We start from the raw sequence: 19,001 nt of genomic DNA, 5'->3' as shown, positions 1-19,001 counted from the left end.
ACGAATTTCACGAATAAACACGAATTTTTATACTCATAAATCGTACAAACTTTATTTATAAACACAAGAAAATTAGTGCAATTTAATCTAATTGTTCATAAATTTGTGCCAATTCGTGAAATTCGTGGCTTAAAACTTTTGAAAACGAATGCCTTGGTTACCTCACTTCAACAGTACAATCGAAGAGCGGTTCAACTTGATTTTTCCCTTGTTTTCCAATGCTTTCAACAAGCGCGAAACCACGACCCTGGAAGTATGCAAGTCATAGGCAATCTCTTGGTGGGTATTGTTGATTTCGTTGGAATTGTTGATTTTTACTTTTTCCTTGAGGTAATTCAACAAGCGTTCTTCCATATTCATAAACGCCAGATTGTCAATAGCCGAAAGCATTTCTTTTAAACGATTGTTGTAACTATTGAAAACGAAGTTTCGCCAGCTTTTGTACTTTCCTAGCCACTCTTCCATTTTGTTGATGGGTATCATTACCACGGTTCCTTTTTTTTCGGCCACGGCCCTGATTTCGCTTTTGGTTTCACCCAAACAGCAAGCCATGGTCATCGCACAAGTGTCGCCTTTTTCGATAAAATACAACAGCAATTCGCCTTCGTCAAAGTCTTCGCGCAATATCTTGATGGCTCCCGAGATGAGCAAAGGCATTTTCCTTATGGCATCGCCAAAATCAATCAGGACATCGCCTTCCTTGAAATCCCGAAGCAAGGAGGTTTCGGCAATTTCATCGATTAGTTTGTCTTCAAAAATGTATCCGTAGGTTTGTTTTAGTAGTTCTTTCATTACTGTTGCAACTTTTTTTTGAGTGGTAAATTTCGTTAAAATTTTCCATTAAAAGCGAATAAACTAAAACCACTTTATTCCATTTGATGGAGCTTCTGCTTTTTTATTTCAAAAATTTGGTTTTATGTAACAAAAGCTACAAACCTTTCTAACATATTTCCTGAAATTTGCACTATATTATAAAGACAAATCAACAATACCCACATGAAAATACTTATTATAGGCGGAGTTGCCGGCGGAGCAACTGCAGCAGCAAGATTAAGAAGACTGAGCGAAGCAAACGAGATCATCATTTTCGAAAAAGGCGAACACGTGAGTTTTGCCAACTGCGGCCTGCCCTATCATATTGGCGGTGTCATCGAGGAACGCTCCAAATTGTTGTTGCACACGCCTACTTCCCTAAAAACAAGGTTCAACTTGGATGTCCGCGTTTTTAACGAAGTTTTGAAAATCAACAAAGAGGAAAAAACAGTCGAAGCCAGAAACCAGATAACTGGACAAACTTACACCGAATCCTACGACAAATTATTGCTCTCGCCCGGTGCAGAACCGTTTAGACCCAACATTCCCGGAATTGATTCCAAAAAAATAATGACGCTGCGCAACGTGGCCGACATGGATCGTATCATTGCCCAAACCAAGGATTTGAAAAACATAGCCGTTGTCGGCGGTGGTTTCATTGGATTGGAAGTGGCAGAGAATTTGGTCGAAAAAGGATTGAACGTGACCGTTGTCGAGTTGGGAAACCAAGTCATGGCTCCGGTTGATTATGAATTTGCCAAAATGGTGCAACATCATGCCGCTGCCAAAAACCTGAATATATTAGTAAACACAGGCGTTGAAGCATTCGAAGACAAAGGAAATGAAATTGGATTAAAACTGAATAACGGCAAAACTTTGTTGGCCGATGCGGTTATTTTTGCCATTGGCGTGAAGCCCGAAAATGCCTTGGCGAAAGCCGCTGGACTGGATTTGGGTGTGACCGGAGGAATTGCCGTGGATGAATATATGCAAACTTCTGACCCAAATATTTATGCCGTGGGCGATGCCGTGGAGGTTTCGCATTACATCAACCAAGCCAAAGTATTGATTCCACTGGCTTGGCCAGCCAATCGTCAAGGTAGAATTGTGGCCGACAATATTACCAGAGGAAACAAAATTCCTTACGCAGGCACTTTGGGAACGTCCATCATTAAATTCTTCGATTTGACTGTTGGTGCCACCGGACTCAACGAAAAGCTGTTGAAACGCTACAATATTCCGTATCGAACAGTAACCGTAACAAGAGCCAATCACGCCAGTTATTATCCCGGAGCCACGAATATCGTCCTGAAAATGAATTTTGGGGAAGACGGAACCATCTACGGAGCACAAGCTTTGGGACAGGAAGGCGTTGACAAGCGCATCGACGTGATTGCCACGGCCATCAAAGGGAATTTGACCATTCACGATTTGCAGGAAATAGAAGTGGCTTATGCCCCACCCTATAATTCTGCCAAAGATCCCGTAAATATTCTGGGTTATGTGGCCGAAAATATGCTGAATGACGATGTGCGATTCATCAATTACGACCAACTGGACGACTATCTCTCGGCTGAAAATGCGATTCTAATTGACGTGAGAACCAAAACCGAATTCGAAAACGGTGCCATTCCGGATGCCATCAATATGGACGTGGATACTTTGAGGGACAATCTGGATTTCTTTGACAAAGACAAAAAATACGTGATTTATTGCCAGATTGGTTTGAGAGGGTATTTGGCACAAAGAATTTTGAGAAACAACAACATTTATTCGGTGAATCTCAATGGAGGTTATGGGCTTTGGAAACCGGTGAATAGTTAAGTAATCCCTCAAACTTTATTTACTGCAAAATAGCCCAAAAATCGGGCTATTTTGCAGTAGGCTTTTTCATATAGTATCTATGGCTTTGAGTGGGCTTTGAGTAGGCTTTGGTATGGACTGCCAAAGAGATGTTACATTTTATTAATTTCAATCGCCAATTGACTTAGATTTTGTGTAAATTGGTTTTCTTTATCCGACCATTTTCTAGCTTCTTTATCCCATTTTTCAAAATTAGGTTTGTCTTTTAGTTGAAAATATCTGAAAGCCAAATTATAAGCTGTTTCCTGAATATAGGCTTTGTTACCGCAATCAGAAACCATTTTATTAAATGTTTCTATCGATTTATCCCGTTTTTCAAGATGATTGTAGGTATAGGCTAATTCCTTGAGAGTATAACAATCTTTAGGATTGATTTTAAATTCTTTTTGCAAAGCAATTTCAGCTTTGTCAAATTTGCCCAAAGCATTGTATGAGAATGCCAATTCTGTTTGCAAACCCTTATAATTGGGATTTTTTTTTTCTGCTTTTTCCAAATAGGTCAATGCCTTTTCGAATTCTTGATAGCCGTTGTACAAAAATCCTCGACCATATAAATATTCCATGGAATTTTCATCTATTTTATAAATTGCCAACCAACTGGGGATTTTTTCAATATTTAATTCTTTGAATTTTTCTTCAGGAATTTCTGCGATTGCAATGTTATTGGGTTGCAAACGATATTTAAAAGAAGCTGTTTTTTGTTTTTCCGTCTTTTCCATTCTTTTAAAAACACCTTTTTTGTCTATTTTGAAATCGCCTTGATAGTCTAATGTCAAACCTGCCTGATTGTCTACATAGATAAATCCAAAATTATAAATACTGTCTTTAGTCATTTGATAAGCTACCCATTTGTCTTCACATTGCACATTTCGTTTATCAAATTTCAGCACATTTTGAGCGTTCAAATTTGTAGTTATCAGGGCAATTAAAAGTAAAATATATTTCATAATTTATTGTTTTTCAAATATGATGCAGAAAATTAATTGTTTCCAATTAGTTATTGGTATTGGTTGCTTGTTGGAATGGGTACGAAGCGAGACGGTCGCACTAACGGGGATTCAGGCTGATTAGATTTTATTTATTTCAACCCCTATTTTGCTGAACCTTCACTTACAGTAATAGTAGAACTTCCGCTACTATAATACCCTTCGGATTCCATAATTTGGTAATCCCAAGAACTGCCTAAAATCATTCCTTTACTCTTCCAAGCGGCTACGTGATTGGCAAAAGTTACCGTTCCGCTTGACCTTCTTGTAGTGCGAACGCTCCAATATTGCTGAAAAGTTTGAGTCCCATCAATAGAAGGCTGTTGAGTTCTTGTGGTTTCATAAATGTTATAAGTTCCGCCATCACTGGTAAAGCTGCCTTTTGAAACTCCGCCAGGAGGAGTCCAAGCACCATAGTTTTCTACAACATAATATTCTATGAGTGCATTTCTTGTCCAGCCATACACTGCTAAATAGCCATTTTTTCCACCGTCGAAATGACCTGAAAAGTGGATAGCTCTGTCTGGACTTCCCTTGGCCCAGCCTTTTCCAGCGGTAAAATTGGTAGCATTAGACCAAGTGGTGCTATAATTGCCATCGGGTCCTAAAGTCATTGCAACAGTTCCGCCACCACCTTGATTCCAAAAAGAATAATAATACCCGTCATGAGTTCCAGTTTGGTTCTTTGTAATAGTTTGTGCGGTTGTTGCTTGTGTTGAAATAAACAACAATACCGTAAGCACAATATGTGTAAATAGTTTCTTTTTCATATTTTTTATTATAAAGAGTTTAAATACTATAATTCATGATGTTGATGGCGAATTTGCTAAAACATTCCAAATACAAAAACAACTTTCCATTATGCTTATTGCCCAAATCCGTTGTAGCAGTTTAATTTTATGTCAGTCACAGACTGACAAACGCATCCTCAAAGTCGGAGACTTAGCCACAGGTTAAATTCTTGTTATTTTTCCATCCAAAAAATTTATTGCTTTTTGAAAAGAATTTTCTCCAATTTCTTCTTTAGCCATTATGTATGACGATTGAATTCCCATGTTTAAATCGAGAAATATATTGTCGTCAATTATCCGGAATGATTTAAATGTTTTCCAGTTAATTTTTGTATCACATTTATAATCTTTGTACCTGAAATATTCTTCATTGAATTCCCATATTGAATTTTCATTGGATTCTATTTGTCCCTTAATCTCATTGTTTACCATTTTTTGGAATTCTTTATTGCTTTTTTGATACGCAGTATGAATTCTATAAAAGTCGATAAAGCCGTATATGCCAAATATCACAAATACATAACCCACATTGCCGTTCCCGTAAATTGCCAAAACACCCAAAAGAAAAAACACAATTGCAATAAGTAAGTTGCTTTTGTTTTTTTTCAAAATTTTATTCCAATGCAAGTTTAAATGCAAACTGGTTTGTTTTTTGTAAATCACTTCATTGAATGGTATTTCGAATATCATTTGATTTGTTCGTTATTTTTGTTTGTGTGGTATAGTAATTTTCGGTTTAATTTTATGTCAGTCACAGACTGACAAACGCATCCACAAAGTCGGAGACTTTGCGGAGCGGGTTTAATTCGTTACGTTATCAATTTCAACTATTATTAGCTCTGCTCTTTTTTCTAAAAAATCGTTATAATTATCTGTTTGATACAATTCTTTTTTTACGGGAACTAAATTGCTAGATAGTATTTTGACAAAATCGCTTTGTGGAATTATATTGAAGAAATAGTCTGAAGGTTTTTTACTTGAAATCTTTTTGTTGCTGTCTGCTGGTAAAAAGCAAAAGTTGGTTACGCTAAATATTTTTGATTGTGGAAAACCTTGTTTTTTCAAAAAAGCATTAGGAAATACGTGATGATATTGTTTGCGATTGTATTTAGAAAGAGAATTTGCAATATCTATCTTTGAATTTTTTATTAAATCCAAAGGTGAATGTTGTGCCATTAGAAGCAGAAAAGCTCTCGTTAATGGATTTCCTTTTGAAAATTTTGTTTCAATTAATTCATTTTTGGTTGTAGAATATTTTAAATTGTTTACTTCTGCAAAATTATTATTTCGTATTTCTATTATTCTTTGAATATCAACATTCATTTTGTCTGTCGTTTGACCTGTTGAATATCTATTTGAAAATGAAGTTTTCCAAAACCATTTTTTTAACTCTTTTTGTTGTTCAGCTGTTGGCATTCCTGAAATACTAAAGAACTTAGTTAATGCTATAATTTGTTGTTGAAACGGTAAAAAATCAAGATGTAAACAATTAAGTTCAGAAGAAAGGAAATCAATAGTTTTTCTTAAGGATTCACAGAAATTTTTCCAATTATCTCTTACCAATTCTCCGCTTAATTCTGTAACAGCTTTGGTTGTTGTGTTATTTTGAATAAGACCTGAAATTGTTTGAAGTAAAATATTAGGAGTCAAGTCTCCAAAATTTTTCTCTTCTAATTCTTCTTGTAACTCATTCATAGACTCTAGCAAATGAAAGTCGTCAGTCCAAGTCCAAGCGGTCATTAAATCCAATGTAGTTAATTTTGTTCCAGTATTATTTATTCTTTCAAAGATTATTCCAACTTCGCTTTTTTCCCGATGCTTAATTGTCACAACTGGTAGTTCGTAGTTTATGAATTTAGAATACAATTCTTTTGCATCATTATGGAATTGTGAATCTAGAATTTGAAGTGAATCAATCAGTTTAGCGCCATTTAGAAAATCTCTAAGATAAATTGTATCATTTGCGTTCGGGTTAACTTCACTTTTTGGCAAAAACGATTTTATAGAGAAATTATAATAAATTTCAAAAATGTTAAGATTTGGGTTGTATTTGGTACTTTCCAAATCTTGTTCAGTTTTGTCACTAAAAGTTGCATAAATAGATGAAATTCTTTGTTGTCCGTCCAAGACATAATTTACTGGATATTCCTCAGAACTATTTGGAATTTTATAACCAGCAATGTTACGAGTGTGATTTAAATGCTCAACTGTACTCCAAAGCAAAACACTGCCAATTGGATAATTTCTTACAATACTATCAAGTAAATCAAGGATTTGGTTTTGTTTCCAGACATAGGCTCTTTGAAAGGCTGGAATTTTAATATCTCCAGAGTTAATTCTATTAATGATTTTGTCAATTTTTTCGGCGCCTGTAGATAATTCAGGTTCTCTCATATTTTTATGTTTTGGGCTCGTTAATATTACCGTTGTGAAAAATTGCAACCAACTTTCATATGCTCACATACAATAGCGACTATCATACATTTAGACTAGATTATTGATAGATATTCCGGTTTTTTTTACCTTCCAAATATACTAAATAATTCTTACAAACATTAAAATATTTATTTATTTTTCCTACTTATTTTGGTGCGGAAATCATATTGCCTGCTCTCGTAATGCGATTGCTTCGTTCCTCGCAATGACATAACTAAACCCAATACCTTAAAATAATACTAAATTATCAAACTATTGGCAACTTCCCCTTATAAAACAAGTAAATTGCCGACTTGATTTATTACTTTTGAATACTATTTGTAAAATTATGGACAAGATAAAAATACTTTGGGTCGATGACGAAATCGATTATTTGAAACCACATATATTATTCCTGGAAAAGAAAAATTACAGTGTCACCACCTGCAACAACGGGCGTGACGCGATTGATATTTTCGAGAACAATAATTTCGACATTGTTTTTCTGGACGAGAACATGCCGGGAATGAGCGGCCTGGAAACGCTATCGGAAATGAAGGAAAAGAAATCCTCCATCCCGATGATCATGATTACCAAGAGCGAGGAAGAATACATTATGGAGGAAGCCATTGGTTCCAAGATTGCCGATTATTTGATTAAACCCGTGAATCCGAACCAGATTTTGTTGAGTTTGAAAAAGAATTTGGATCACTCCCGATTGATTTCGCAGAAAACAACTTTGGATTATCAGAAGGAGTTCCGCAAAATTTCGATGGAAATGGCGATGGTCAATTCCTATGAGGACTGGATCGAATTGTACAAAAAATTGATTTTCTGGGAATTGGAACTCGAAAACATCGACGACCAAGGGATGATTGAAATATTGGAATCGCAAAAAGCGGAAGCCAATTCGCAATTCGGGAAATTCATCGAGCGCAATTACGAAGATTGGTTTGCCCCAAAAGCCGATAAACCAGTGCAATCCCACACTTTGTTCCGGGAATTGGTGGTTCCTGAAATCACCAAAAAAGACAAACCTATTTTGTTTGTGGTCATCGATAATTTGCGTTACGACCAATGGAAAGTTTTTGAAAGCGTGGTGGGCAACCATTACAAACTGGAAAAAGAAGTGCCGTATTACTCCATTTTGCCAACGGCGACACAATATGCCCGAAACGCCATTTTCTCGGGTTTGACGCCGCTTGAAATGGAGAAACAGTTTCCACAATATTGGAAAAACGATCCCGAAGAAGGCGGAAAAAACTTGTATGAAGCCGAATTTTTGACCGCACAATTAAAACGATTGGGGTTGAACATCAAGCAGGATTATTTTAAAATCACCAATCTTGCCGGAGGAAAAAAACTGGTAGAAAGTTTCAAAGCCTTAAAAAACAATGATTTGGTCACGGTAGTTTACAATTTTGTTGACATGCTTTCGCACGCCAAAACCGAAATGGACGTGGTAAAAGAATTGGCCTCGGACGACAAGGCTTATCGCTCGTTGACTTTGAGCTGGTTCAAGAATTCGCCTCTTCTGGAAATCATTCAACAGGCGCAAAAACTGGGTTTCAAGTTGATCTTGACCACCGACCACGGCACCATCAACGTGAAAAATCCTTCGAAAGTGGTGGGCGACAAAAACACGAGTTTGAATTTGCGCTACAAAACAGGGCGCAGCTTGACCTACGAACAAAAAGATGTTTATGCCGTGAAAGAGCCAAAAAATATCGGTTTGCCTACCATAAATATGAGCAGTTCTTATATTTTTGCAAAAAATGACTTGTTTTTGGCTTATGTCAACAACTACAATCATTATGTGAGTTATTACAAAAATACGTATCAGCACGGCGGCATTTCATTGGAAGAAATGATTATCCCGTTTTTAGTTTTTAACCCGAAATAAAAGGTTTAGGGTTTAGAGTTTGTTGTTTATGGTTAACTCTAAACAACAAACTCTAAACGACAAACCACAAACTTTTAAAAATGAATATCACTTTTTCATTAGACGAAATTAACAACGTTGCCCAACAAATCTTGGAACAAAATCCAAATAAAGTCATGCTTTTCCACGGCGAAATGGGTGTTGGAAAAACGACCTTGATTAAAATTTTGGCTAAAACTCTTGGTGTAAATGACGCTACCAGCAGTCCTACTTTTTCTTTAGTTAATGAATATCAAACTATTGACAATCAAACGGTTTATCATTTTGATTTTTACAGGTTAAAAAATGAAGTGGAAGCCTTGGACATGGGAGCCGATGAATATTTGTATTCCGGAAATTGGTGTTTTATTGAATGGGCCGAAAAGATTCCAAGCCTTATTCCAGATTCGCATTCGACTATTTCCATCCACATACTTCCTGACGGCAATCGTTTGTTGTCATTGACTTAAATTTAGCATCATGAATCTAGATAGCAGGATTGTCATTGTTCCTTTTTCACCCGATTTGAAGGAAGCCATTAAGAACTTGAATTTAGAATGGCTCGAAAAAAAATTCAAAGTTGAGCCCCAGGACGAGCTTATGCTTTCAAATCCCCAAGGTGAAATTATTGACAAAGGCGGGATGATCTTCTATGCTAAATACGACGGCAAAATTGTTGGCACGGCATCGTTGTTGAAAATAGACGAAACCACTTTTGAATTGAGCAAAATGGCGGTGACAGATGCCGTTCAAGGGCTCGGAATTGGCAATCAACTTATGGAACATTGCATTAAAATAGCAAGAGAAAAGAAAATAAAGAAACTGGTTTTGTACACCAACAGAAAATTGTCGCCTGCCCTAAATTTGTATATAAAATATGGTTTTCAAGAAGTAGGCATGGCAGAAAGTCTTTACGAAAGAGCCGATGTAAAAATGGAACTCACTCTTTAACAGGGTTTTGTAATTATTGTTCGCTCTTTTTTTAACACGATTAAAATTTTAATTTGTCTTAAAAAACAGTTTGATTTTAAACTTTTTCCGTAAATTGTACCACTAATTTAACAGAAACAATGGCAATAACCCCATTTACAAAGCAACAGTTGCTCCCTCAAGAAGAAAAACTTGAAATTGAAAGACATAAATGCGAACTTTTTATTGGCATCCCCAAAGAAACCAGTTACCAAGAACGCCGTATTTGCCTTACTCCTGATGCCGTAAATTCGTTGACATATCAAGGACATCGCGTGATGATAGAAGCCGGAGCAGGCCAAAGTTCCAGTTATACAGACAAAGAATATTCCGATGCCGGCGCCGAAATTACCAACGATGTCAAAAAAGTATTTGGTTGCCCGATTATTTTAAAGGTTGAACCACCCAGTTTGGTAGAAATAGAAATGATCAATCCCGAATCCATCATCATTTCGGCCATCCAATTAAAGACCAGAAAAAAAGCCTATTTTACGGCTTTGACCAAAAAGAAAATTACCGCACTTGCCTTTGAGTACATTAAGGACGAAGACGGGTCTTATCCAGCGGTAAAGTCCTTGAGCGAAATTGCAGGAACCGCCTCGATACTGATTGCAGCCGAATTAATGATTACCAATGAATTTGGAAAAGGATTGTTGTTCGGCAACATTACCGGAGTTCCTCCTACTGACGTCGTTATTCTGGGTGCAGGAACCGTTGGGGAATTTGCTGCCAAAACGGCCATGGGCTTGGGAGCCAACGTTAAAATTTTCGACAATTCGATTACCAAATTAAGACGATTGCAAAACCATTTGCCCCAACGAATTTTCACTTCGACCATTCAACCCAAGTCCTTGCTAAAAGCCTTGAGAAGATGCGACGTTGCCATTGGCGCGATGCGGGGCAAAGAGCGTTGTCCAGTTATCGTAACCGAAACGATGGTCGAACACATGAAGAAAGGGGCCGTAATTGTTGACGTAAGCATTGATACCGGGGGTTGTTTTGAAACCTCGGAAGTGACCACTCACGAAAAACCGACCTTTGTCAAAAATGGCGTACTGCATTATTGCGTGCCCAATATTCCTTCCCGTTATTCTAAAACGGCCTCTCTGTCCATCAGCAACATCCTCACCCCCTATTTATTGCAAATTGCCGAAGACGGAGGAATAGAAAGCGCCATCAGGTGTAATCACGGTTTGAAAAATGGCGTCTATTTGTATCATGGAATCCTTACCAACAAAGCCATAGGCGATTGGTTTGACTTGCCCAACAACGACATTAATTTAATCGTGTTTTAACTAAAACTTTCTTTTATCTTTGCCGAAAATTTAATTTATGAAAACGCCAAGCAAAACGGGTTTGTAGCAAACAAAACCTTATGAAAAATGGCGATACCATAAAATGGCCCATAACAACTATATTTTACATTTATGAAATTTGTACATCGTTTTGCCTATTACCTATTAGGGTTAATCATGGGTTCTTTTTTTGTGGCTGCCGTATTTAGCGGAAAAGATACTCGTTGCAATTATTTTCCCAATGCCAGGGTTTTAAATGATTTGAGAAACAAACCTTTTCATTATTCCGACAAAGCTTCGCAAATATTGGCCGAGAAATGGATTGACACTGCCGACATCAAAAACTGTCTAAAATTTGGCGACGTTGATTTCGATAAAAGCAACGTGCAAGTTGGAAACGGAAAACTATATACAATTGACGGGAAAACCGTTAAAAATCAAGAAATCACGCTCGAAGTGATTAATTACCAGGAAAAAGCGGTTTTGAAAGATATTGTCAAGAAATAAGGATTTCTTTTCGCAAAAAACTCCATTAGAAATAATGGAGTTTTTTTTATCACCAGGTTAATGTTCCTTTTCAAATGCTTAAGAGACTTTAAAAACCTCATTCAAAAACGACACGAGTATTTGTTTGTCATACGCTTACTCCTTGAATTATTTTATTAAAATCGTTTTATTGTCTGTTCCAACACCAATTAACTTTAACGATTTCCACTTTTCAGGAAGCAAGCCTTTGTTGAATTTCGATCCATTGTCTGTTTGCCCAACACCTAGTGGATATGGCAAAAAAAAGAGGCTTTCCTTTTCGGACAGCCTCTACTCCATTTTTTTTGCAGCGGTTGCAAAAAAACTAATCTTTATCCTCGACTTCTCCTTGTGCATTTCCAGAATCATTTTTGTCCATGTCAACAGTTTGAGTAGCATTGGCCCTGATTTCAGTGTGGCGAATTTCACCGCCTGAAGTACCCACAAATGAAGCAAATACCACTGCAACTATTGCAATAATCAATGTTATGGCCGCAACCAATTTCGCTTTGACGTGGTTTTTATAATCAAAATAAATTCCCAATAAAGAACAAAAACCCAATATATACATAACCACCGCAAAATTTTCTGCCATTTCTTCGTGTTTATGAATAATTTGTTTTCCCACAGAAGGCAAATCTTCAACCAATTCTTCCGCTCCATCGCCAGTTGCCATACTTGCAAGGGCAAATAATGCTCCAATAACAAATAAAACATAGGCCGTATTTTTTACGGAATTTTTTTTGGTAATCAATCCGGCCATTAAAACTCCCAATCCCAGAATTGTCCCAATAATGGGGAAATGGTTTACTACCATGTGTAAATGTGCATCGTTCATAATTTATTGTATTTAAGGTTAATAATTTATTGTTATCCCGCCAATGAAACCCCTATCAAAGTTCCAATTCCATAAGTAACGGCTGCTGCTGCCAAACCGAAAGCCACTTGTCTAAAGCCTGAAAACAAAATGCTCTTTCCCGTCAATAATGTTATGGCAGCGCCAATGCCGAAAAGCCCCACAATACTGCTCGCAATACTAAGGAAAATAGCATTTTTACCGTCCAAAATCATGAAAGGATACAACGGAATAATGGCTCCTATGGCAAAAAGAATGAAAGAAGCAATGGCGGCTTCCCAGGCAGAACCTCCCAGTTCTTCTTTGTCTATCCCCAATTCTTCGGTAATTATGGCATCTATTGCCGTGTCTGGATTTTCGAATGCTTTGTCGGCTAGTTTTTGGGCTTCCACAACGTTCATTCCTTTGGCTTGGTACAGCAAGACCAATTCTTTTTTTTCTTCTTCTGGAGAGGCTTCCAGTTCTTCCGTTTCCAAATCAATTTGACGTTGATTTAATTCCCTCGAACTTTGCACCGAAAGCCATTCGCCCAAAGCCATTGAAATGGCACCAGCCATAAGACCTGCAATTCCTGTCAATAAAATGGTGTTGTTGGAAACTGCCGCTCCGGCAACACCCATAACCAAACTCATGTTGGAAACCAGTCCATCATTCGATCCTAAAACAGCGGCACGCAAAGCATTTCCTCCAACAGATTTATGACGACTTTCAAATTTGGACAACAATCCGCCTGAAACATTCAAGGCCGCATTGTTGTTTACGGCTTCAATGATATTTAGATGATTGTGTTCAAATCCATTGGGTTTTTCCCCTTTTTCGATTTTGTTTTTGATGGCGTTTACGGCAAATTGTTTTTCAACATTCGACAAACTGCTGATAATGGAATTGTAGCCGAAGAGCTTCCCTAATTTCAGTTGGAATTTTGCTCTCGAAGAAGGCAAAGGCATTACGTGATTGGGGTCGAACTTCCTGACTTTATCCAAAATGTGTTTTGCGTGACCTTTTTCTATTTCGGACAGACTTTGCAAAACGCGACCCAGATTCTCGTCTGCTTGAATGGCTGCAATGCTTTCGTATAAAAAGGCTGTGTCAACTTCGGTTTGCAATTGTCCTTTTAGTTTGCTTAAATCCATAGCTCATTTTTTAACAAAGTTAACGAATTTGTACTTGTTAAATGCTTAAGAATGACTTAAGTTGCGTCTATTGAAACCTTAAAATTACCGAAGTTCCTTTTTCTTTTTCACTTTGAATTTCGAAATGAATATCCAGCAGTTCTGCTAGTCGTTTTACAATAGAAAATCCTAGTCCAGAACCTTTTATCTCAGGATGAAGCGTTGGATTCGAACGATAAAAAGGATTGAAAATTTTGTCTAAATCTTCTTTTGGAATCCCGATTCCTTCATCAGAAATGGTGCAAATCGTGACACCTCCTTTTTGAGAAAGCAAAATCGAAATAATACCGGTTTCATTAGAATATTTAATGGCATTGCTTATGATGTTGCTTATAATGATGGAGACTAAATAATTATCCGATTTAACGTAGTAATCTTTGGAAAAAGGATGATTTATGTTGATTTTTTTAGCGTTAATTTTTCCAGAATAACGTGTTAAAACATCCAAAATCAAGGCGTTTAAATAGACTTTTTCGGTTTTCAAGCTTTGGATTTGGTTTTCGAATCGAGCCAACAACAGTAATTGATCCACCAGATTGCTCAATCGATTGACCTCGTTGATGCCATAACTAATTTTGTCTTCATATTCGGCTTGGGTTCTGGGCTTTCTGACCAAGACTTCCAGTGTTCCTTTTAAGACAGTCAAGGGCGTTCTTAGTTCGTGGGAAGCATCGGAGGTAAATTGTTTTTCGCGTTTCACGGCATTTTCAATGCGTTCCAATAAATCGTTGATGGTTTTGGAAAGCACGTAAAGTTCGTCTTTGTTTTGGGGCAAAATAATACGCTCTTTTAGATTGTCTTTCGTAATTCGGCTGGAAGTTTCAGTAATCATCGTCACGGGTTTGATACTTCTTCCGGCAATCAAACGAGCAATCAAGAAGAGAACGACCAATATTAATGGAAAGGCAATCAAGAGCGTATCCTGCAAATTTGTCAATATTAATGTGGCTTCATCCAATGACATTGCCACAAAAAGATATCCCACTTTTTTGTTTCTATCAAAAAGGGGAATTTGGATTTGCCTGATTGGTTTTTTGTTCAAATAGGAATCAACAAATTGATTGTCCTTGTCCGCTTTATGCAATTGAAGCTTCAATCCTTTAAGATTGGGAGATTTATCAATTAATTTATTGTTGTTGTCCAAAAACTGCACAAAAACCGGATTGACTTTTACGGCATTATTGTCTCTTTCTCTCCATTGTTTTACTTGAATCAAATAGGAATTATTAGAGTCAATTTTTATTTCTTCAAGATATTCGTTTGATTCTTCCAAAATATCGTCGTTGATATGCTTGTTGATACTGTAGGACGTAATTTGATAAATCACCAAAAACAAAACCGAAATCAATAAACCCGTGCTTATGATGTAATGCAATGCGATTCTGTTTTTGAAAGAAAATAAAAACATATAATTAGTTTAAATCGTTGGCAATATAGCCAACTCCACGAATGGTTTTAATGAGTTCTTCCTCTTTGTTGAGATTGAGTTTTTTGCGAATGGCATTCATGAAAACGTCAATAACCCCGGTATCGTATTCAAAATGAATGTCCCAAACATCTTCAATAATTTGGATTCGGGTGCAGACTTTTCCTTTATTGCGAACCAAATAGCAGAGCAATTCAAATTCACGCTGGGTCAAACTGACTTCATTTCCGTCAACAAAAACAAGATGTTTGGCAAGATTAATATCAATTGGACCTAATTTCAACATTTCCGGCTCGGTTTGATTCCTGAAATGTATTTTTATGCGTTCCACCAATTCATCAAAACTAAATGGTTTTTTGATGTAATCATTGGCGCCCGCTTTAAGACCTTCTATAGTTTCTTGAACGGTGTCTTTGGCGGTCAAGAAAATAATGGGAGTTGTGGTATCTGTTTTTCGAATGGATTGACAAACTTCAATTCCGGTCATTTGTGGCAAAATCCAATCCAGGAGAATGATGTTTACTTTTTGGCTTAAAGCCAATTCAAGCCCGGTTTTTCCATCATTGGCAACCAAAATGGAATATCCCTCCTCTTCCAAACCTTGTTTGAGAAAATTGGCAATCCCTATTTCGTCTTCAACTATTAGAATTTTCATGATTATTGCATTACAAACTTGAATCCAATGGTAGCAATGTTGGCGGTTAAATTATCGCTTCTTTGATAATGATTGAACCTGAAATCGACGTGTTTCAATCCAAATTTCCAGATTTTGGCACCCGTAAAGATATCGGTGTAATTTACTCCAAAACCGTATTGATTGGAGTCAAAGGTAGCTAAATCCGGGTCAGAAGTATAATATTTTTCGGTTGATAAATGCGTTTCGTAAGGAGCAAAATATTTCGATTGGGTTTGGGTATAAAAACGATACATCGGGAAAACGGTAAAGCGATCGGATACTTTAATAGGCAACTCGATATTGGCGGTGTGTGATTGAATATCCCAATTATCCGAGTAATAGCGGTAATAAGTCCTCAAAACAAATCGTTCGTTGATGTAATAATTTAATCGGGCTCCAATGGGTAATTTGAATCGACTGTCGGGCAATCTTTCGATATCATCGGCCAATTTATAAACTCCCGCATTGCTTTCGCTTTCGTAATTGGGGATATATTCCGCTTGACCAATGTAATAATTGGCTTTGTCGGCAAAATAAATTCGGTGATACGGAGTCGATAATAATCCTTGCTGTTGCAAAACGTCAAAGAAAACGGAAACCTGCAGTTTTTTGGAAAGCACTTGCGACAATCCAACCGAGGCGGAATAGGAATTTCTATTCACGGAAGCTATGGTTTCAAAAGCCGAGGGCAAATAATCTCCTGTTGCTTGTCCGTTTTGATCCAAGACCGACACTCCGGCAAAATAACCTTGATTCAAGAAATCGGATCCATATTTAGAATATTCGTGCAGTTCCGTTGGGTAAATAGGTCTCCATTGATCCAAATAAACATTGGCTTTGAGACTAATTTCCGTGTTTTTATCGTTAAAAAGTTGGGCAATTCCACCTCCAAAACCTACGGAAGTATAATCGTATTCATTAGAGAAAGAAACATCGGCATTCCAAATAAAATTACGGGAATCACTGCTATGTGCATAATTTACGGTTACTGATGACAGTTCATCATTTTTTGACGCACCGGACGAGGCTTGCCAAGGTGTGCCGTAAGGCGCAGTTGCTGGAGCTGCCGCAAATGCCCCAACTCTATCATCGTGGTCATCATCATCGCCACCACCAGAAGCTCCTGTGGCATTGAAAGGATTGATATTGCTGGATGAAGCCGATGAATAAGCTGAAATCCCCAAGTCAACCGTTAAAATGGAGTCATCGTTCAAAGGCATTGCTATCACGATATTTGTGGCAATGTCTGTTAATTTTTCAGAACCAATTCCTCCTGAAACCGCCGATTTCGAGCCATCTTGATTGTAATAACTCAGCAAAAAATCAACTTCGGTACTTTCTAAAACTCTTTTTTTGAACTCGGTACCATCAGCAACCTCTTGGGAAAAGGCTTTCAATCCAAGTAGTAAAAAAAGAGACATAATTTTTATTTTCATCTGTAAATAGTGTAAAACAGCATTAATTTTTTCTTGTTGAAAATTAGTTGCAACCGCAACCACCGCCTGATTTTCCTCCATTGGCTCCAGCCGCGGCTTCTCTATAAACCTGAAAAGTAGTTTCATACCGCTCCGAAGTTCTGGCCGAAAGCTTCATGTCGGCATCGTTTATGGCTACTTTTTCATATTCTTTTACGGTGTTACAGGATTGAAACACAAAAACCAGCAGTAATCCCAAAATTATTTTCTGTATCATTTTTATTCAAATTTTTTGATGTCTATTCCTTTTGACGAATGAATTTTGCCCTTGTCATCCACAATAATACATTCGATTCCTTTTAATTGGTTTACTAAATCTATCCCTACTTCTATTCCCAATACAAAAATTCCGGTTGCCAATGCGTCTGCAATTTCGGTTTGTTTTGCAAAAACGGAAACGCTGACCACGCCTTGGGCTGGATATCCTGTTCGTGGATCTATAATGTGGGAATATCGGATGCCATTAAAAACCACAAATTTTTCGTAGCTCCCCGAAGTTTCCACGGCACTGTTTTCGAGCGGAAAAGTGGCAAAAATTTTATTCTTGTTCAATGGATTCACGATTCCCACAGTCCAAGGCTTGTCATCAGGTTGCTTTCCCCAAGCGTTGATGTCTCCCGAAACATTGACAATCCCGGAAACACATCCTTTGGAAAAAAGCAGTTCTTTGACTTTATCGGCAATATAACCTTGTCCGATGCCACCAAGTCCCAACTTCATTCCTTCGTTTTTAAGGAAAATTGTTTGTTCTTTAGGATCGAGAATAATGTTTTTGTATCCAATTTTGGAAACTGATTTTTTTATGGCTTCTTCGGTTGGCATTGCTTTCATACTTCCGTCGAATTTCCAAATTCTATCCATCGATGCATACGAAATATCAAAGGCACCCGATGTAATTTGTGACACTTTAATAGCTCGACTTACTAAATCAAATACTTCTTTATCTACTTTAACGGGTTTGATTCCCGCATTTTTATTGACCTGCGATATTTGAGTAGTCGGAATCCAATCGGAAATTAAATATTCAACACGTTTTACTTCGGCCACGGCCAAATCGATAAATTCATTTCCTTGAATAGTGTCTTTGGCAACAACTGTCATTTCGAATGGACTGCCCAACATAGACAACTTTCTCTTGTGCATAATTTGTCCAAAAGAGACAAACGTCAGGCATAAAAAAAATAGGGTTATTGTTTTTTTCATTATTTCTCCAATGAATGAATAAGTTGAATATATTCAGCAGCCGAAATGTTCTTGAAACCTGTCATTCCGATTACTTTACCCGTTTTGTCCAAAAGAATTACCAAAGGAAAACTACCATTTCGGTTGTATTTTTCGGCCAATTTTTTATTGGTTTCCGTAAGTTCCGGAGACAATTGATTCGCTTTTTTCTTCGGAAAATCGGCTTTATAAATTACCCAGTATTTCTCGGTTTCTGCTTTGAATGCTTCCGATTTCCAGACCACATTGTCTAATTTTATGCAAGGCGCACACCAATCAGAGCCCGAAAAGACCAGAAGAATGTTCTTGTTTTCCTTTGTAGCTTCCAATTTAGCCTCTTCAAAGTTGGTCTTCCAGTTTTGGGAATACCCCAATGTAGCCATAAAAAGTGCCATAATAGCCAACATTTTTTTCATAACCATCAAAATTAGATTAATTGAAATTTTTAAATTATTTCATTGTAAAAATATTGTTTTTTATTGCAATGCCTCTCCTTCTCATCAAGATTTAAGTAAATATTAATTTAAAAAAAATATTTTGATAATCCAGGACTTAAATACTATTATTGAAAATGATTAGCTAATAATTGCGTATTTT

Annotated in this window: 19 protein-coding genes; 6 read left to right on the top strand and 13 right to left on the bottom strand. The window is 37.1% G+C overall.

All coding sequences use genetic code 11. The annotated features are described in order from the left end of the window. Nucleotides 1-162 precede the first annotated feature (162 nt). On the bottom strand, nucleotides 163-792 hold the full coding sequence (locus OZP13_RS05560; protein ID WP_281298933.1) for a Crp/Fnr family transcriptional regulator: 630 nt from the start codon (nucleotides 790-792) through the stop codon (nucleotides 163-165). A gap of 204 nt (nucleotides 793-996) precedes the next feature. Between OZP13_RS05560 and OZP13_RS05555 the strand changes: the two genes are divergently transcribed. Continuing rightward, nucleotides 997-2,637, top strand: a complete 1,641-nt coding sequence (locus tag OZP13_RS05555) for a CoA-disulfide reductase (protein ID WP_281298932.1) — start codon at nucleotides 997-999, stop codon at nucleotides 2,635-2,637. 131 nt (nucleotides 2,638-2,768) lie between these two features. Here the strand turns inward: OZP13_RS05555 and OZP13_RS05550 are convergent, their stop codons facing one another. The 4 genes from OZP13_RS05550 to OZP13_RS05535 all read right to left on the bottom strand — a co-directional run bounded on the left by OZP13_RS05550 (nucleotide 2,769) and on the right by OZP13_RS05535 (nucleotide 6,847). Next, on the bottom strand, nucleotides 2,769-3,623 hold the full coding sequence (locus tag OZP13_RS05550) for a tetratricopeptide repeat protein (RefSeq protein WP_281298931.1): 855 nt from the start codon (nucleotides 3,621-3,623) through the stop codon (nucleotides 2,769-2,771). Nucleotides 3,624-3,766: 143 nt separating this feature from the next. Then, nucleotides 3,767-4,432: a glycoside hydrolase family 11 protein gene (locus OZP13_RS05545; RefSeq protein WP_281298930.1), complete on the bottom strand. Its 666-nt coding sequence runs from the start codon at nucleotides 4,430-4,432 to the stop codon at nucleotides 3,767-3,769. 183 nt (nucleotides 4,433-4,615) lie between these two features. Further along, entirely contained in the window at nucleotides 4,616-5,062 is a 447-nt protein-coding gene (locus OZP13_RS05540; RefSeq protein ID WP_281298929.1) for a hypothetical protein, read from the bottom strand. A 192-nt stretch (nucleotides 5,063-5,254) separates the two neighbouring features. Beyond that, nucleotides 5,255-6,847: a GmrSD restriction endonuclease domain-containing protein gene (locus tag OZP13_RS05535; RefSeq protein WP_281298928.1), complete on the bottom strand. Its 1,593-nt coding sequence runs from the start codon at nucleotides 6,845-6,847 to the stop codon at nucleotides 5,255-5,257. Nucleotides 6,848-7,217: 370 nt separating this feature from the next. On the opposite strand from OZP13_RS05535, the gene porX reads away from it, so the two are divergent. From porX to OZP13_RS05510, 5 genes are all read left to right on the top strand, one after another. Next, nucleotides 7,218-8,771: a T9SS response regulator signal transducer PorX gene (gene porX, locus OZP13_RS05530; RefSeq protein ID WP_281298927.1), complete on the top strand. Its 1,554-nt coding sequence runs from the start codon at nucleotides 7,218-7,220 to the stop codon at nucleotides 8,769-8,771. 80 nt (nucleotides 8,772-8,851) lie between these two features. Further along, nucleotides 8,852-9,259: a tRNA (adenosine(37)-N6)-threonylcarbamoyltransferase complex ATPase subunit type 1 TsaE gene (gene tsaE, locus OZP13_RS05525; RefSeq protein WP_281298926.1), complete on the top strand. Its 408-nt coding sequence runs from the start codon at nucleotides 8,852-8,854 to the stop codon at nucleotides 9,257-9,259. A gap of 10 nt (nucleotides 9,260-9,269) precedes the next feature. Further along, a complete protein-coding gene (locus OZP13_RS05520; RefSeq protein ID WP_269242826.1) occupies nucleotides 9,270-9,740 on the top strand; it encodes a GNAT family N-acetyltransferase in 471 nt (156 codons plus the stop codon). 119 nt (nucleotides 9,741-9,859) lie between these two features. After that, nucleotides 9,860-11,053 (top strand): alanine dehydrogenase, encoded by a 1,194-nt coding sequence (locus OZP13_RS05515; RefSeq protein WP_281298925.1) that lies wholly within the window; start codon nucleotides 9,860-9,862, stop codon nucleotides 11,051-11,053. A 132-nt stretch (nucleotides 11,054-11,185) separates the two neighbouring features. Further along, the gene (locus OZP13_RS05510) at nucleotides 11,186-11,560 is read left to right on the top strand and encodes a DUF4258 domain-containing protein (protein ID WP_269242825.1); all 375 of its coding nucleotides are present in this window, start codon (nucleotides 11,186-11,188) and stop codon (nucleotides 11,558-11,560) included. Between the two features lie 343 nt (nucleotides 11,561-11,903). On the opposite strand, the gene OZP13_RS05505 is transcribed toward OZP13_RS05510, so the two are convergent. The 8 genes from OZP13_RS05505 to OZP13_RS05470 all read right to left on the bottom strand — a co-directional run bounded on the left by OZP13_RS05505 (nucleotide 11,904) and on the right by OZP13_RS05470 (nucleotide 18,820). Next, nucleotides 11,904-12,416, bottom strand: coding sequence for a DUF2231 domain-containing protein (locus OZP13_RS05505; RefSeq protein ID WP_281298924.1), 513 nt, complete (start codon nucleotides 12,414-12,416; stop codon nucleotides 11,904-11,906). Nucleotides 12,417-12,448: 32 nt separating this feature from the next. Then, nucleotides 12,449-13,567 (bottom strand): VIT1/CCC1 transporter family protein, encoded by a 1,119-nt coding sequence (locus tag OZP13_RS05500; RefSeq protein WP_281298923.1) that lies wholly within the window; start codon nucleotides 13,565-13,567, stop codon nucleotides 12,449-12,451. 67 nt (nucleotides 13,568-13,634) lie between these two features. After that, nucleotides 13,635-15,014 (bottom strand): sensor histidine kinase, encoded by a 1,380-nt coding sequence (locus tag OZP13_RS05495; RefSeq protein ID WP_269242823.1) that lies wholly within the window; start codon nucleotides 15,012-15,014, stop codon nucleotides 13,635-13,637. A 4-nt stretch (nucleotides 15,015-15,018) separates the two neighbouring features. After that, nucleotides 15,019-15,687: a response regulator transcription factor gene (locus OZP13_RS05490; protein ID WP_281298922.1), complete on the bottom strand. Its 669-nt coding sequence runs from the start codon at nucleotides 15,685-15,687 to the stop codon at nucleotides 15,019-15,021. A 2-nt stretch (nucleotides 15,688-15,689) separates the two neighbouring features. Further along, entirely contained in the window at nucleotides 15,690-17,144 is a 1,455-nt protein-coding gene (locus tag OZP13_RS05485; protein WP_281298921.1) for a DUF3570 domain-containing protein, read from the bottom strand. A gap of 43 nt (nucleotides 17,145-17,187) precedes the next feature. After that, a complete protein-coding gene (locus OZP13_RS05480) occupies nucleotides 17,188-17,400 on the bottom strand; it encodes a DUF4266 domain-containing protein (protein ID WP_269242820.1) in 213 nt (70 codons plus the stop codon). A gap of 2 nt (nucleotides 17,401-17,402) precedes the next feature. Beyond that, on the bottom strand, nucleotides 17,403-18,386 hold the full coding sequence (locus OZP13_RS05475) for an FAD:protein FMN transferase (RefSeq protein WP_432419470.1): 984 nt from the start codon (nucleotides 18,384-18,386) through the stop codon (nucleotides 17,403-17,405). After that, a complete protein-coding gene (locus tag OZP13_RS05470) occupies nucleotides 18,386-18,820 on the bottom strand; it encodes a thioredoxin family protein (RefSeq protein ID WP_269242818.1) in 435 nt (144 codons plus the stop codon). The genes OZP13_RS05475 and OZP13_RS05470 overlap by 1 nt, the downstream gene beginning before the upstream one ends. Nucleotides 18,821-19,001: the final 181 nt, after the last annotated feature.

Source organism: Flavobacterium limnophilum (assembly GCF_027111315.2).
Lineage (GTDB): Bacteria > Bacteroidota > Bacteroidia > Flavobacteriales > Flavobacteriaceae > Flavobacterium > Flavobacterium limnophilum.
The sequence above is the reverse complement of the archived record's forward strand: the minus strand, read 5'-3'. Positions and strand labels throughout refer to the sequence as shown.